The organism is Acidicapsa ligni, from assembly GCF_025685655.1.
Taxonomy (GTDB): domain Bacteria; phylum Acidobacteriota; class Terriglobia; order Terriglobales; family Acidobacteriaceae; genus Acidicapsa; species Acidicapsa ligni.
The window spans coordinates 852,991-867,291 of record NZ_JAGSYG010000002.1 but is presented as its reverse complement, the minus strand read 5'-3'; the positions used below and the strand labels follow the sequence as shown (position 1 = coordinate 867,291).

At 54.6% G+C, this 14,301-nt stretch carries 12 protein-coding genes; 4 read left to right on the top strand and 8 right to left on the bottom strand.

The features are described 5' to 3' along the window. Positions 1–39: 39 nt before the first annotated feature. The gene (locus tag OHL19_RS09970; RefSeq protein ID WP_263357511.1) at positions 40–537 is read right to left on the bottom strand and encodes a DUF2165 family protein; all 498 of its coding nucleotides are present in this window, start codon (positions 535–537) and stop codon (positions 40–42) included. Further along, entirely contained in the window at positions 534–1,433 is a 900-nt protein-coding gene (locus OHL19_RS09965) for a c-type cytochrome (RefSeq protein WP_263357510.1), read from the bottom strand. The genes OHL19_RS09970 and OHL19_RS09965 overlap by 4 nt, the downstream gene beginning before the upstream one ends. Before the next feature lie 90 nt (positions 1,434–1,523). On the opposite strand from OHL19_RS09965, the gene OHL19_RS09960 reads away from it, so the two are divergent. The 4 genes from OHL19_RS09960 to OHL19_RS09945 all read left to right on the top strand — a co-directional run bounded on the left by OHL19_RS09960 (position 1,524) and on the right by OHL19_RS09945 (position 7,768). Then, positions 1,524–1,985 carry a RidA family protein gene (locus tag OHL19_RS09960; RefSeq protein WP_263357509.1) on the top strand — a complete coding sequence of 154 codons (462 nt, stop codon included), beginning with the start codon at positions 1,524–1,526 and terminating at the stop codon, positions 1,983–1,985. 11 nt (positions 1,986–1,996) lie between these two features. Continuing rightward, on the top strand, positions 1,997–2,938 hold the full coding sequence (locus OHL19_RS09955) for an acetamidase/formamidase family protein (protein ID WP_263357508.1): 942 nt from the start codon (positions 1,997–1,999) through the stop codon (positions 2,936–2,938). A 96-nt stretch (positions 2,939–3,034) separates the two neighbouring features. Next, positions 3,035–3,448 (top strand): oxalurate catabolism protein HpxZ, encoded by a 414-nt coding sequence (hpxZ, locus tag OHL19_RS09950; RefSeq protein WP_263357507.1) that lies wholly within the window; start codon positions 3,035–3,037, stop codon positions 3,446–3,448. A 291-nt stretch (positions 3,449–3,739) separates the two neighbouring features. Further along, positions 3,740–7,768 (top strand): TonB-dependent receptor domain-containing protein, encoded by a 4,029-nt coding sequence (locus tag OHL19_RS09945; protein ID WP_263357505.1) that lies wholly within the window; start codon positions 3,740–3,742, stop codon positions 7,766–7,768. 118 nt (positions 7,769–7,886) lie between these two features. Here OHL19_RS09945 and OHL19_RS09940 read toward each other — a convergent pair whose 3' ends face one another. The 6 genes from OHL19_RS09940 to OHL19_RS09915 are packed head-to-tail and all read right to left on the bottom strand — an operon-like array spanning position 7,887 to position 14,292. Next, positions 7,887–8,708 (bottom strand): DUF3891 family protein, encoded by an 822-nt coding sequence (locus OHL19_RS09940; protein ID WP_263357503.1) that lies wholly within the window; start codon positions 8,706–8,708, stop codon positions 7,887–7,889. Between the two features lie 32 nt (positions 8,709–8,740). After that, positions 8,741–9,532 carry an ABC transporter permease gene (locus tag OHL19_RS09935; RefSeq protein WP_263357502.1) on the bottom strand — a complete coding sequence of 264 codons (792 nt, stop codon included), beginning with the start codon at positions 9,530–9,532 and terminating at the stop codon, positions 8,741–8,743. After that, positions 9,529–10,365 (bottom strand): ABC transporter ATP-binding protein, encoded by an 837-nt coding sequence (locus OHL19_RS09930; protein ID WP_263357501.1) that lies wholly within the window; start codon positions 10,363–10,365, stop codon positions 9,529–9,531. Before OHL19_RS09930 ends, OHL19_RS09935 begins: the two co-directional genes overlap by 4 nt. Beyond that, positions 10,362–12,083 (bottom strand): CocE/NonD family hydrolase, encoded by a 1,722-nt coding sequence (locus OHL19_RS09925; RefSeq protein WP_263357500.1) that lies wholly within the window; start codon positions 12,081–12,083, stop codon positions 10,362–10,364. Before OHL19_RS09925 ends, OHL19_RS09930 begins: the two co-directional genes overlap by 4 nt. 56 nt (positions 12,084–12,139) lie before the next feature. Beyond that, complete coding sequence (locus OHL19_RS09920; RefSeq protein ID WP_263357499.1) at positions 12,140–12,934, bottom strand: creatininase family protein; 795 nt, start codon at positions 12,932–12,934, stop codon at positions 12,140–12,142. Beyond that, entirely contained in the window at positions 12,931–14,292 is a 1,362-nt protein-coding gene (locus tag OHL19_RS09915) for an FAD-binding oxidoreductase (protein WP_263357498.1), read from the bottom strand. The genes OHL19_RS09920 and OHL19_RS09915 overlap by 4 nt, the downstream gene beginning before the upstream one ends. Positions 14,293–14,301: the final 9 nt, after the last annotated feature.

Genomic DNA, 14,301 nt, shown 5'->3' with positions numbered 1-14,301 from the left:
CAGAACGCGTTCATCAGGATTAAGTCAAGGTTTGTTGAGTTAGGGCTGCATTTCGTGATCTGGTTGCAGAACGATAAGCAGGATCAGACCTAGAACGATAAACATGCGGATAGCTGCTTCCTGTCCATTCCACAAATGCGATTGCCACATGAGAAACCACTCCGCTCCGACCGTAAGAAACGCAACCAGCCACATCAACATACCAAGAGTAAGAGCAAGGATCGAGATACGCTTGGCCATTGAGAAATCAGCTACCGGCCTGCGCACTGCGCGCACGAGAGCAACCACCCCGATCCAGAGCAGGATCATGGTCACGATCTCCCAGGCGATGATCGAAAAATAAAAAGCCAGATGCCATGCCGGATTCAACAGCGCGCGCCACATGCCGTGATTGCCGGGGAACGTCGAATCCATCGATAAAACATGCCGCACAAACTGGTAGTTTGAATCGAAATCCGTAGTGTTATTCAGCACAACCAGCGTATAAAAAAATGCAACAGCAGCAATCAATACAATCTTTGCAATGCGTGTAATCATCGATCGCTCCTTACAGGCATAAAAGTCTTGAAATACTCGGTCAGTGCTTGCAGCGTGCGCTCATCGTACTCCGGATGTAACGGCATCTTGGCCGCAGGCATAACCGATCGTGGATTATGGATATAGTGTTGAAACTGCGGAGCGTCCGTTGCAGCCCATGCAGCTAGAATCAGCCACGAACGCTCAGCCATTTTGCCGCCTTCGTTCCCCATGTTATGGCACCGATAACAGTCCTGGCGAGCGATCTCATATCCTTCCCACACCGGCGAATCCTTGCTCCAATTTCCGGTTGGGCGAATCGCACCAAAGACAACCGACTCCGTTCGGAACTCCAACCGCGTCACGCCAAAAGGAACCTGCGCCTCATCCTTATGCGCAAGCACTTTGAAAGATGGAGTGAAGGTTGGATGCGATATAAGGTATGGACCTAGTTCGCCATCGTAAATAGAGAGCGGCCACTTATCGCGTTCCTGCCCGTTGATCTTGAGCACCAGCAGGGGATGATGAGTAGTAACATAGTCACTCGGATAGTTAGACCTGTACTTGTCATAACATATAGCCATGATAAGGTCCGAATGCGACGACTTGCCGAAAAGACTAGCAAGCGTTGCAAGAGCTATACCCGATATCTCGGTTCGGCCCTTGAAGTTATTATCATCAGAAACCGTGTAAGTTTCCTGCGGCAGCTTCAGGAGATCTTCGTAGCGCACATAGCGTAAGGTCCCAGCCGGAAGACCACTCAGTTCTCCACCTATCTCAAGATCTCCAGGCGAAGTACGCGAGACCAGCAAAAGCGGGTGAGCCGAATCAGATAGAAGTGGCGCGGGCCTTGACGATGGAATAAAAGCCGCGAATAGATGTATTACAAGCCAGGCAAGCAAGCAGGAAGAATACATGGCTCATCCTAGCGTGAAGTAGTGTGAGGTCAAAAGAAAAAAAGATGCGACCTCCAAAGCGGTATACGAGACGTGCTAAATTCAACTGAAATGACAAGGGAAGAACAGCTCGCGCAATCAGGTTTGAATCTGCCAACCCTGCCCGCTCCCGGTGGAAACTATCTGTCGGCTAAGCGGGTTGGGGACATCGTATATCTTGCCGGTGTCGTATCTACTTCACCCGATGGAGTAATGACGGGAACAGTTGGCGCAGACCGCAATATTGAAGATGCCTATGCTGCGGCCCGGGCCTGCGCTCTAACTCAGCTCGCCGTGCTTAAGCGCGAATTGGGTTCACTCGACGCCATCGCAGAGATTATCTCGGTGAATGGCTACGTAAACGCCGTAGCAGGATTTCCTGATTCTCCCGCTGTCATTAACGGGGCATCTGATTTACTGGTGGCGATCTTTGGAGAAGCAGGCAGGCATGTACGAGCAGCAGTCGGCGTAAACGCGCTGCCTCGCAATGCAATGGTAGAGATACAAATGACGGTTCGAGTCAAGGCCGGATGAGCTTGCACACCATGCATACATTGAGCGCTGAACCAACACATTCCGTATGGGACCGCACACTCGAACCGCGGCTGCATATTATGCCCGGAGACGAGGTTCACTTTGAATGCGTAGATGCCAGCGGCGGCCAGGTTCATCCCGGCATGACAGCCGATGAGTTTCTCGCGATTGATCGCAGCAAAATTCACGCATTGACCGGGCCTGTCTGGATCGATGGCGCCGAGCCAGGGGATGTGCTGCAAATTGATGTTCTATCGACGCAGCATCGCGGCTGGGGTTGGTCCAGCATCATCGAGGGCCTCGGCTTTCTAAAAGAGCGCTTCCGTACGCCATACCTTTTTCACTGGCAACTGGATGGCGATGAAACCAGCTCCCTGACTCCTGCAAAGCTGCCGGTGCGGCCATTTCTCGGAGTGATGGGCGTGGCTCGCGCAGAGGACGGCACATTCCGTACCCGTCCGCCCGGCAGCTTTGGCGGCAATCTTGATGTGCGCGAACTCTGCGCCGGTTCCAGGCTCTATCTGCCCGTCTACAACAAGGGTGCTCTTTTCAGTTGCGGCGACGGACACGCCGCGCAGGGCGATGGCGAAGTCTGCATCAACGGCATCGAATGCCCGCTCGATGTAACGCTACGCTTTCAACTGCACAAGCAACAGACGCTCGCAGGCCCAATCGTCGAGGCCAGTGAAGCCGTCGCATCGGATACACGCGGCGATGCCTGGGTCGTCGTCGAGTCAGGAGAAGATATTGCCGCCGCCGCTCGGGCCGCCACCAGCCGCATGATTGATCTGTTGATGAGCCGCTGGGGCTTCAGCGATATCCACGCGTATCTTCTATGCAGTGTGGCGCTCAAGCTACGCCTCAGCCAGGTAGTAAATGAGCCTATGTTCACCGTCAGCGGCGCAATCAGTAAGCAGATCCTGCCTTCGATTGAACTCTTCCCCAGAGATTGAGCTCTTCCCCGGAGCCTGACTCGAAGAAGTGTCGCGCAATTGACTGGATGAGCTGTTGCTTCGATAACAACCTTGAATAATGGAGATACAAATTCCATGAGCCTGTTCCAGGAAGACATCAATCGTCCTGAAGTATTAGCCGAGCTGCACGCGCTCTATCCTCGGTATGAACAGGCGCTGGTAACGAATGACGTGGATACACTTGTCGCCATGTTCTGGGCTTCGCCTCATGCGATGCGCTTTGGTGTAACCGAGAATCTATACGGCGATGCGGAGTTGGAGGCATTTCGCAAAGCGCGCCCGGGAACTAACCTGGCGCGAACCGTAAAGCGCCTGGAGATTGTGAGTTTTGGCAACGATTACGGCAGCATAACGCTCGAATTTGAACGCGAAACCGAGAATAAATTGACTCGCGGCAGACAAAGCCAGGTCTGGGTGCGTTTCGCTCAAGGCTGGCGGATAGTTTCGGCCCATGTCTCGCTTTTACCTGTCACTACGATCACACCATAAATAAAGGTGTGTCCTGCCTCGGGACACGCGGAAGAATTCTCACATTAGGCGCACAATTGGCAACGCAATTAGATAAATTTTCCATTGATTTTCTTTCCGGGTGGGTTATTGTATTGATAACCCCGAAGAATTTTCACAAGCGATTCACCAAACAAGCATTGCTCACCAGCCCATTCCTTCTTTTTTGAACCTGCCGCAACAGCAGGTTCTGAACTAAACAGACGGTTTTGAAGCGTGCTTCAGGATCTGTGGGAAATTCCTATTTTGTGAGGCCTGCAATTGATACCATCCATGAAAAATATTTCGTCGTTTTTCCGGTTGCTGGTACTCTCGGCAGTCGCAGTGCTCTGTGTTGTCCCTACGCTGGCTCAGCAGACTCTCGGCAGCATTACCGGCCAGGTTACAGACGGCTCAGGCGGCGTAATTCCAAATGCCGCCGTAACAGTCTTAGGGGAACAAACAGGCCTGACGCGCACCGTAAAATCCAATGGCTCCGGTGAGTATCTCATCGTCAATCTACCTATCGGAAGTTATACCCTGACTTATACCGCCGATGGTTTCGAAGTGCAGAAAACACCTCACATCACCATACAGGCAGATCGCACCGTAAGCTTGAACGCCAGCCTCAAGGTTGGAAATGCAAAAGGCGAGACGGTCACAGTTGAAGCGTCTCCACTGTTGAATGCCGTCGATACAACCAACGGTTACGTTCTTGAAAAATCGCAGATTGAATCAGCACCTCTGCCAACCGGCAGCTTCACCGGCCTCGCCATCCTGTCGACCGGCGTCAGTGCGGAACTTCCCGGCGGCACAGGCGCGAATTCCGGACTTGGCAACCAGCCAATCTGGGCCAACGGACAACGCGACACCAGCAACAGCTTCTCGCTGAACGGAGTCGATGCCAGCAACCTCTTTAATGGCAAGAGCACCAGCCAGGTAGGCTCGGCCCGCGTCATCAACAGCACCGGCGTCTCCAGCAGCACGGGCGCGGGTGGCGTCATCCCATCCGCCGCCTCGGTTTATCTGTCCATCGGCAACGCAATCCCGACGCCTGCCCCTGAGACGATCGAGGAAGTCCGCGTCAACGCTTCCATGTATGACGCTACACAGGGCTCTACCTCCGGCGCACATATCGATCTCAGCACCTCTTCTGGCACCAATCAACTGCACGGCAACGCATACGTTCATCGTGGCACCAGTTGGATCAACGCTGCCCCCTTCTTCTTCAATCAAGACCCCAACATTCCGGATAACAATAAAGTCCCCCAGTTACATCGCTACATTGCTGGCGGAACAGTTGGCGGACCAATCATCAAAGATAAGCTCTTCGCCTTCCTCGGCTATCAGCACCTGCACGTCTCGGATCAGGAGATCGGCGACTCGCTCCTCGACGTTCCTGTCGGCCTGACCGATGACCGCTCCGCCTCAGCTTTGGCGAATGTCACCAATAACTCTTTTTGCACGGCCTCGGATCAGGCAAACTTCGGCTGCACTCCAATCATCGCGGGCCAGATCGACCATACCGCTCTCGCCTTGTTCAACTCACCTTCACTCCCAGGCGAACCAGGCAAGTGGCTTATCCCCAACGACTCTCGCAACGGAGTTCCCCCTACTGCCGCTCACATCGACAACGCATTCATCCCAGGCACCGGCCGCTTCACCGCCGACCTTGGCGTAGCCGACGTCGACTACAACGCCACCGCCAAGGACACTCTTTCTCTCAAGTACTATTACCAGCACGATCCAACACTTTCGCCCTATTCCTATTCCAGCGTTCCCGGCTTTACCGAGCACCTCGATTCCGGTGCGCAGGTCTTCTCTATCACCAACACGTACACGATCAAATCGAATCTCAGCACCACCCAGACTCTCGGCTTTCTGCGTGAAAAGAACTGGGCTGGCAACGAACAGGCTTTCGGTCCCGATTCCATTCCCGGCGGTTCGGCAGGCACAGGGTCGATCAACGTATTCGGATCGAAGTATTTCCCCGGTGTCTCCGTATATAACGTTCTCGGCGACTATCAGCCCTCCGGTCTTTCTTCCGCAGTGCTCAATATCGGCCCGAATGCCGAGGGCCAAGCACCCAATACCGGCGTCTTCCAAAACCGCATCGCGCCTTCCGGCAATGCCATCTGGACGCTCGGACATCACACCCTCAGCTTCGGCGCCAACTACAGCTACACACAACTCAATACCATCGACAAGCGCACCGGCACCGGCACAGTTGCTACTGACGATTTCAGCCAGATGATCCAGGGCTACGTCACGCCAGGCAGTTCGGCCACCGGCTTTTATGTCAGCTCTTACCTGCAGGGCGATGCCAGCCGCTACTATCGCGCCAACCAGCTTGGAACCTATGTGCAGGACAAATATCAGTTCACTCCGACACTTTCATTCACTGCAGGACTGCGCTATGACTGGGACGCGGGCCTCACTGAAAAATACGGACGTCTCTTCAACTTCGATGCCAACCCCAATCCCACGAGCTGCAGCACCACCGACCCGAATGCCTATTGCTATAACGTCAGCTCAGACACCATCGAAAACCCCGGCCTGATCATCGCCGGAAACAATGCCAACGGCACCGCAGGCGTAAGCGATACCACTCTTACCGGTCGCCAATGGGGCATCGCTCCACGCGTCGGAGCAGCATGGCAACCCGCATTCCTGCATGACAAGGTGGTCATTCGCACCGGCATAGGCATGTACTACGACCGCGGTGAACTGTTCAGCTACTTCTCGCCCGGATACGCGATCGGCACCGTCACCGGCGGCCCATTTGGCGTCAACCAGCAGCTCCCCTTTGTCAATGTCACAAGTTGCCCCACCGCAACCCAGTCCTTTTACGAGGGCTACATTCCGACCTGCGGCGGACAGCCCGCAACACCCGGTGGCCCTCCCTCTGCACCCACCGCAGAAACCGGCAACCTTGAGAATCCTTACGGTGTCACGCCACTTCCCGCCCCATCCAATCCCAAGGCATCGGATCTCAGCAAGTATCTTCCCAACGCCTACAGCATCTTGAACACTGGCTCAGGAGATGCCGGCGTAATCAACAACGGACAGCCGATCTCACTCGGTGTCTATGACCGCAAGAACAAGCTGCCCTACACCATCAACTACACCCTCGACATTCAATGGCAACCGCGTAGCGACCTGGCCATTGAACTTGGCTATGTCGGCAACGTGGGCCGTCACCAGGTGATCCCCGTACCGTTCAACCAACCGAATATCGCTTCGCCAACCAGCCCAACCCTTGCCGGTGGCGCATACGCGCAGAAGTACAGCTATGGTTACAACGTCGGTGGCGCCAGCCTTCCGGATGGCACCGGATACCTGGCTAACTATGAGGGCGGCAACGTCGATCTGCGCGTTCCCTACATGGGCTACGCGGCTGAGTCCATCTCCTACCGCGCCGCTGGTGTCGATGCTTACAACGCACTTCAGGCGCATGTTGAAAAGCGCATGAGCCACGGCATCCAGGTCGGAGCCTCATACACGTACTCCCATGCCCTCGACGAACAGAGCGGCCTTGGTCTCTTCTACAACGGCAACAACGCTCTCAACCTGCGCAGCGGATATGGTTCGTCCGACTTCGATCGCACCCATGTCATCAACTTCAACTACGTCTTCCGCCTTCCTGACTTCGCCACAAAGCACTCGCTCGAAGGCAAAATCATCAATGGCTGGTCGCTCGTCGGACTCACCGTACTGCAGAGCGGTCAGCCCTACAGCATCATCGACTTCTCCGGCGCCGTTGGCAGCATCTACTACTCGACCGCGGACGGTATCACCAACCCCATCGTCCCCCTTGCCAAGGGATGCACGGCGAAGAGCGCGAAGACCGGAGCCTCCGGCGCATGGACGCCGTTCGGTGGAAAGCCCGCTCTGAATCCCGCCTGCTTCACGCTTCCTCTCTTGCCTGCCGGTGGTCTCGGCGGAGCTATCCCCACCTCCGATCCCTTCGAAACCGGCTTCACCACCGGCCAGCGCAACATCTTCCGTCAAGCTTTCCAAAAGCGCGCGGACGCTTCGCTCATCAAGGTTGCCAAAATCAACGATCGGTACAGCGCGAGGTTCACCTTCGATGTCTACAACCTCACGAACACCACCAGCTTCGATGTTCCTGGAAACGAAGTATCCCAGAACCAGGATTACAGCGCATTCCCGACAGCGGGCGTAACGCCATTGCCTACCGGCTGTTCGACCGGCGCTCAAACCAACACAAGCTTCTATGCCTGCCCGTCGGGACTGGGCATCGTTACTCACACCATTGGCAGCCCACGCCAGATCCAGATGTCCCTGCGACTGGACTTCTAATCGGACCAACAACAAAGCACAAAAGAGCGATCCCCCAAAGGGATCGCTCTTTTGTGTATGCCGCAATCTCGCAATCAATACGCCCGCGTATCAGACCCCGTTTCAACTACTCGTTCAACTACGCGGATAAAGTAACAGTCAACATTTGTACCGGAGCAGCCGCAAACGCCGCATCGAGAACAGCGGAGTTCGCAAAGATAAGCCCTTCCACATGCCTCGCTGGAAAGTTAAACGTCAATAACTCTTCAGCAAACGGCCACGGCTCAAGACGAAACTTGCGTGGCGCAATTGCGATCACGGCAACCCCAGATTCAGAGCCATCATTCAGCGGCAACGGATGTAACAAGGTAGCCGGAGAAGCATACGCAACACACGCCAGCAACGAAAGATTATCGCAGGCCTGCAGCAGATGAAAGTGCTCTTCTATCGTCTGCCTGTCCTTCTCCTGCTCGATTAATTCCGGATCGGAATCGATCCTGACCAATAGCTCCTGCTGATAAACAAGCTGCTTATCCAGAAACTCATCGAGCAGAGGAAGCTGATCCGAAGCGATCGTTGAGCGATCCGCGTGATCCGTCAACAGGTTGTACGTATGCATGGCAATCAACAGCCCGGCATAAGGATCCTTCGCTGCAACAATCCTCACCGCCCGCTCACGCACCGCCAGATAGTCACTGAGATCGATCTCCTCAAAGGCCGAATATTTCCCCACCAGCTCTATCGAAAATGCAGAGGGCTTGCCCTGCCTGGTGATAGACGGATGCTGATCCCGCACCACCCATCCATCATCATGCGTAGCAATGCCATGCAACACCTGCATACGCGGCTCAGGCTTGCGAAACCGCGAATTCCCCCAGGCACGCGCAAATTCGCCGGCAAGACGCGCATGGTCGGGATGCGTGATGAGCCACCAACCTGTATCCGTTTCCATTCGAAGCATCGACTAATCCCTATCAACGCATGCAAACATGCTTATTCTGAAACATTCGAACGACTGGACTCATGCCAATTATGAAGGAAATACCACTCAAGAAACATCCCTATAAAAAAGAACGTAAATCCAAGCACCGTGGCAGCAAACACCAGCGCAAAAAGATAGTCCGTTTCAAGCTGCGCGCTCGCATACGTAATGGAGTAGCCAAGACCTCCTTCACCAACACGGCTGGAGCCTGCAAACAACTCCCCGATAATCGCGCCCGTAACAGCAATGCCTGCCGAGATACGAATCCCCACAAAAAGATTGGGCAAAGCGTGAGGCAATCTCAACTTGAAAAGAATCTGCGCAGGTGTCGCCTTGTGCATCAGGAAGAGATGAATCAGGTTCTCTTCCACACTGATCAGTCCCTGGGTTGTATTCGCAATGATCGGCGCGAGGCAGATGATAAACGCGATCAGCGCTACTGAGTACACGCCAGGCCCTGCCCACATGATGATCAGCGGAGCAATCGCCACAATCGGCACCGTTTGCAGCAGGATCGTATAAGGAAAAACCAGGCGCCGCAGCCACTGCCACTGCGCAAAAACCAGCGAAACCGCAACACCCACCACTATGCTGGAGACAAGCCCCAACGCCGCGGCCTCCGTACTGAGCAGCAATGATTTGACCAACGCAGGAAAACGGCTGACAACAGCCTTCGCGACAACCAGAGGCCCAGGCAACATATAAGCCGGTATCTTCAGCCACAGCACGGCTATCTGCCACAGAGCCAGTAGAACCATCAGCACGACAATGCTATTGAAAGCGAACCACAGATGGCGCCTCATACGATAGCTTCTCCCGCATCCCTGCTCGCCAAAGACCGCACACCGCGCAGCAATCGCGACACATGCGACACCTGCTCTTCGTATGCATGGGACAGCCGCATCTCCGCCGTACGCGGCCAGGGCAAATCAATTGGAACAAGATGCGCCACACGTCCCGGATGCGGCGCGAGAATAACGATTTGTGTCGAGAGAAAAACCGCCTCCGCCACAGAGTGCGTCACAAACAGCACCGTCCACTGCTGCTCCAGATAGAGCCGCAACAATTCTTCATTGAGGCGATCGCGGCTCATCTCATCAAGTGCGGCAAAGGGCTCATCCATCAGTAGAATTCGCGGTCGGCTAGCCAGTGCGCGAGCAATCGAAACACGCATCTTCATACCGCCGGAGAGTTGCCGCGGATACCGCTGCGCCACATGCGTTAATCCAACCAGCTCCAGCATCTGCGCAACTTTATCCTTACGCGCCGCTCGTGCAGCATGCTCCAACTCCATGCCCAGGCCAACATTCTGCTCTACCGTACGCCACGGCAATAACGTAGCATCCTGAAAGATAAAGCTCATCAGCTCACGAGCATTCATCGGCGTCATACCATTCACGCTCACCGCGCCACTCGTCACCGCCGACAGCCCGGATACCAGCCGCAGCAAAGTTGACTTGCCACACCCGGATGGCCCAAGCAGCGAGACAAATTCGCTCTTCTCAACCTGAATGGAAACATCCTGCAGCGCCACCGCCCCATTGCGAAACTGTTTGCTGACTCGCTGAAGCAAAATCTCCGGAATCGATACAGAAGAGATTGCTGCAGAAGCGTTAACGCTTCGATCCGAATTCACCACGCAGCACCTCCCGCAACAGGAAGATGCAGTGCCGACGGATGCTCTTTCGTATGCAGTATTTGCTGTGTGGATCGCTGCCAGTTCCAATGATCTGCCAACTGCGGAGCCGCAGCGGACGATGGATTGCGGTCATAAAGAGGAAATGCCGAACTCGCTATCTCAACCCGCAATGATTCCCCAGGCGCAATCACAACGGAGGTAGGCTCCAGCGTGAATAGCCAGCACTGCACCTGGTCGGCAACGTATCCCTCATCTCGAAAGAGCCACGAAGAACGCGCCACACCAATGCAGATAAACTCCGCTCGACCCGACGCCGTAACACGCACCAGCTTTGCCGTGATGTCTGCGCTTGCAGCCGATGTTACAGCATAGATTGTGACGCTTGGCCGACCAAAGATATGCACCGCATCGTGCACTGGCGCAGAGTTATACACGAGAAGATTATTGCCCATCTCAAGCACAGCCTGATCGAATGGACCACTCAGCGATTGCGGCCCACCCGGTGCCATCACTGGAACCTCAGGATCATAAACAAAGATATCGCGCGGCTCCTCATCCTCAGGCGAGACAAAGCTCAAACGCCCATCGCCCTTGCGAGAATTCGCATTGCCTGCGCTGTGCAAATACAGGTTGGTGGTCGCCGCTTCGGGCCATTCCTGTGCACTCTTCCATTCATTTTCACCGAGCGCAAAATGACGAATCCGAGGCTCATGCGTGAACTCATCCGAATCCTTCAACCAGTGATTGAACCAGCGCAGAAGATAGCTATCTGTATCGAAGTTTGCAGCCGCTCCAAGATTCTGATCCGCAGCGCGATCACCCCACGGAATATGTATCCACGGCCCGGCCAACAGGTACTGATGCTCGCGTGCAAACTGCGATCCCGCATTCTTTCTAAGCGCTACATATCCCGCAATCGATCCCTCAAGATATGTGTCGTACCATCCCGAGATATGCAGCGCGGGAATCTCTATCCTGCTTGAGCGTGTACTGATATCGAGTTCGCTCCAAAACATAGCACCGTCCGCATCGGCATCGCGATGAGACATCCAATCACGAACATAGCTCGGAAGCTCAGCATCGTCGATTGCCGGATGCTTCGTGTAAGGAACAAACGCTGCCTGCGCGCGCACATTGCTCCATACGTTTTCAAGCCGATCGCTCGCTGCACGCAGCCCACGGCGTCGCGCATCCTCACGCAACATTTGAATGCCCCAGCCCAATGTCGAAGCAAGCCGCAAAGCCCCTTGATGATAGAACCAGCCGTGATATAGATCCGCTGCCGTCATGTGCGGCGCAATACACTGCAATCCCTCTGGATTTTCGACAGCAGCAAGTAGTTGCGTCAGCCCTTGATACGAGAACCCATACATGCCAATGCGCCCATTGCATGCCGTGTGCAGACGCAGCCACGCAATAGTCTCCGCACCATCGCGCCCTTCATTGCGAAATGGATAGAAGTCTCCATCGGAATCGCCGCGTCCGCGTACATCCTGGATCACGACATGATAACCATGTCGCGCAAACCACACTGGATGCGCGTAAACAACAGTCGAAGCGATATCGCGCCCATAAGGCTGTCGCATCAGCAGCGTTGGCCACGGGCCATCGCTCCTGTCAGAGGGATAATAGTGATCGGAAACAAGCGTGACACCATCTGAAAGTACGCAACGCACACCGCGCTCAAGGAGAATCCCATTGCCGCAATCAATCAACGTTCTCTCCATTCGCCGTGTCAATCGAGCCGTGTCAATCAAGCCGTGTCAATCGATCAGGCACCATGCTTCGGAACAAAGTTATACATCGCGATCAATAACTCCGCGATGCCTGCAGCCGCCTCATTCACCCACTGCTCGCCCTTCTCGGCCGTCGCTGGTGTCGGATCACCCATTACTCCGCTAGGCGCGATGTCCCTCGTCAACCATGCAAAGTTTGCACTCGAACCTTCCGGTTTGAGCGCCTCCGGCTTATCGACACGCGCAATGTAGTTCGACGTGTAACTGTCTGTATGCACCAACTCAGGCGCACCATACAACAGGTAAGCAGTTTCAATTTCACCGGCATGAAAGCCATAGGTCCGTTCCTGCGCGCTGACCGTATCGAAGCTTGCTCCCGGCGAACCGAAGAGAGAGAACGTACGCAGTCCAAACTCAGCACGAAGATCACGCGCCATCACATCCACGAGCGAAGTATTGCCGCCATGACTATTGAAGAGCGCTAGCTTCTGGAATCCGCCAGCAGCGATACTTGCACCGATATCGCGTATCACCGCCATGAATGTGCTGGCCGATACAGAAAGCGTGCCAGGATACCCGATATGCTCATTGCTTTTGCCATAACAAATCGGAGGCAAAGCATAGATAGGCAACTCGTCCGGAACTAACTCCAGCGCCTTGCCCAGCAGAAGATTATTGATCAGCGTATCCGTTGCAAGCGGAAGATGATAGCCATGCTGCTCAATCGCAGCCGTGGGCAAAATCAACAGGGTAGATGCACGCGGGAGCGCATCGACTTGCTTCCACGTGAGATATGCAAAGTTACGCGCGTCAGGAATCCATGTCTTCACTTAGCGACCGCCTCAGGCTGAAAACTGATCATCTTTCCTGGATTGAGCAAGCCTCGCGGATCGTACTTTTGCTTGGCCTTGAGTTGAATATTATCCGAACGAAATCGGCCTGCATCTTCAACATAGTTCACATGCGGATTGGCAATAAAAACGCCTATCTCACGGCAGTAAGCAATAAGCTCATTGAGTCGCTGCTCTCCGGTAAAGTACACCAGTGGAATACCACCGGGAATGATAACGCCTTCGCCATTCTTCATAAACTCGATATGAAAGAGAATCTCCCTGCCATAGCGCTCGCGCAGCAATCGAAATTGTTCCATGCAATCCACCGGCGAAAATCCAGCCTGAATATATGTCCACGCAGGATCGGCCTTCATCGCCCACAGCGTAGTGTGGTTCCATGTGTAATCACTGAGCAACGGCTGCGTACGCGGACCTATATACGCACCGGTAAATGTTACGGACCCTTGTGCTGCCTCGGCCGCCGATCTAAGTTCATCCACCTGGCCTGTCTCAATCATGATCAGCACCAGCGTCTTATCCTGTGCAACTACATGTTTGATTGGTGCGAAGAACGAAGGTATCGGCCATTCAAAAACAGTCATCAGCCGCTTCGTCCAATCCTTGTTTTCAGCGATCGACTTGGCGAATAAAAAGCCTGCATCGTAAGTATCAAAAGCCGCGGTGAACTGCGTCCACTCAACTGCAGGTGTGAGCGCAAACCAGATGCGAGTGAGGATGCCGTTCGTTCCCCAGCAATGCAGAATCTCGTGTATCGCCCCGCCCTCATGCAACACCACGCGCGGCTCTTCTTCCATCGTCACAACTTCAAAAGCACGCACTGTATCGAAGTCCCGCAGACCACCATGCGCCACCGATCCAATCCCACCTGAACCGCCACCAAGAAATCCACCAATCGATGCCTTGGCAATCGTCGATGGATACATGCGCAGCTCCCACCCCTGCCTGCGCGCCTCTGTTTCAATCGTGGCGAGGCGCAACCCAGGCTGACATACAGCAACACCATCCGCTGTAATCTCCTCCAGCTTGTCCATCAAAGCCAGATCGAGCACGATGCCGCCATGCAGTGGAATGCACTGACCGTAGTTCCCTGTCCCCGCACCGCGCACTGTGACGGGCACCGCATGCTGCCCCGCATAACGTACAACCGCGAGCACTTCATCTACATTCACCGGTTGAACAACAATGTCTCCCAACTTACTTTCCAACTGACGTTTGAGTATCGGCGAGTACCAATAAAAATCCTTCGACAGCCGCTCAACAATCGCAGGCGCAGTGATAACACGTGCAGGGTCAGCAACAAGAGTCGAGAGTTCCGATGCGAGAGATACAGACATAAAACGCTC

What these genes read in the sequence shown, in the direction of transcription:
- OHL19_RS09965 (WP_263357510.1), bottom strand. Translation starts at nt 1,433, where the DNA reads ATGTATTCTTCCTGCTTGCTTGCCTGGCTTGTAATACATCTATTCGCG.
- OHL19_RS09915 (WP_263357498.1), bottom strand. Translation starts at nt 14,292, where the DNA reads ATGTCTGTATCTCTCGCATCGGAACTCTCGACTCTTGTTGCTGACCCT.
- hpxZ (WP_263357507.1), top strand. Translation starts at nt 3,035, where the DNA reads ATGAGCCTGTTCCAGGAAGACATCAATCGTCCTGAAGTATTAGCCGAG.
- OHL19_RS09935 (WP_263357502.1), bottom strand. Translation starts at nt 9,532, where the DNA reads ATGAGGCGCCATCTGTGGTTCGCTTTCAATAGCATTGTCGTGCTGATG.
- OHL19_RS09970 (WP_263357511.1), bottom strand. Translation starts at nt 537, where the DNA reads ATGATTACACGCATTGCAAAGATTGTATTGATTGCTGCTGTTGCATTT.
- OHL19_RS09945 (WP_263357505.1), top strand. Translation starts at nt 3,740, where the DNA reads ATGAAAAATATTTCGTCGTTTTTCCGGTTGCTGGTACTCTCGGCAGTC.
- OHL19_RS09960 (WP_263357509.1), top strand. Translation starts at nt 1,524, where the DNA reads ATGACAAGGGAAGAACAGCTCGCGCAATCAGGTTTGAATCTGCCAACC.
- OHL19_RS09940 (WP_263357503.1), bottom strand. Translation starts at nt 8,708, where the DNA reads ATGCTTCGAATGGAAACGGATACAGGTTGGTGGCTCATCACGCATCCC.
- OHL19_RS09955 (WP_263357508.1), top strand. Translation starts at nt 1,997, where the DNA reads ATGCATACATTGAGCGCTGAACCAACACATTCCGTATGGGACCGCACA.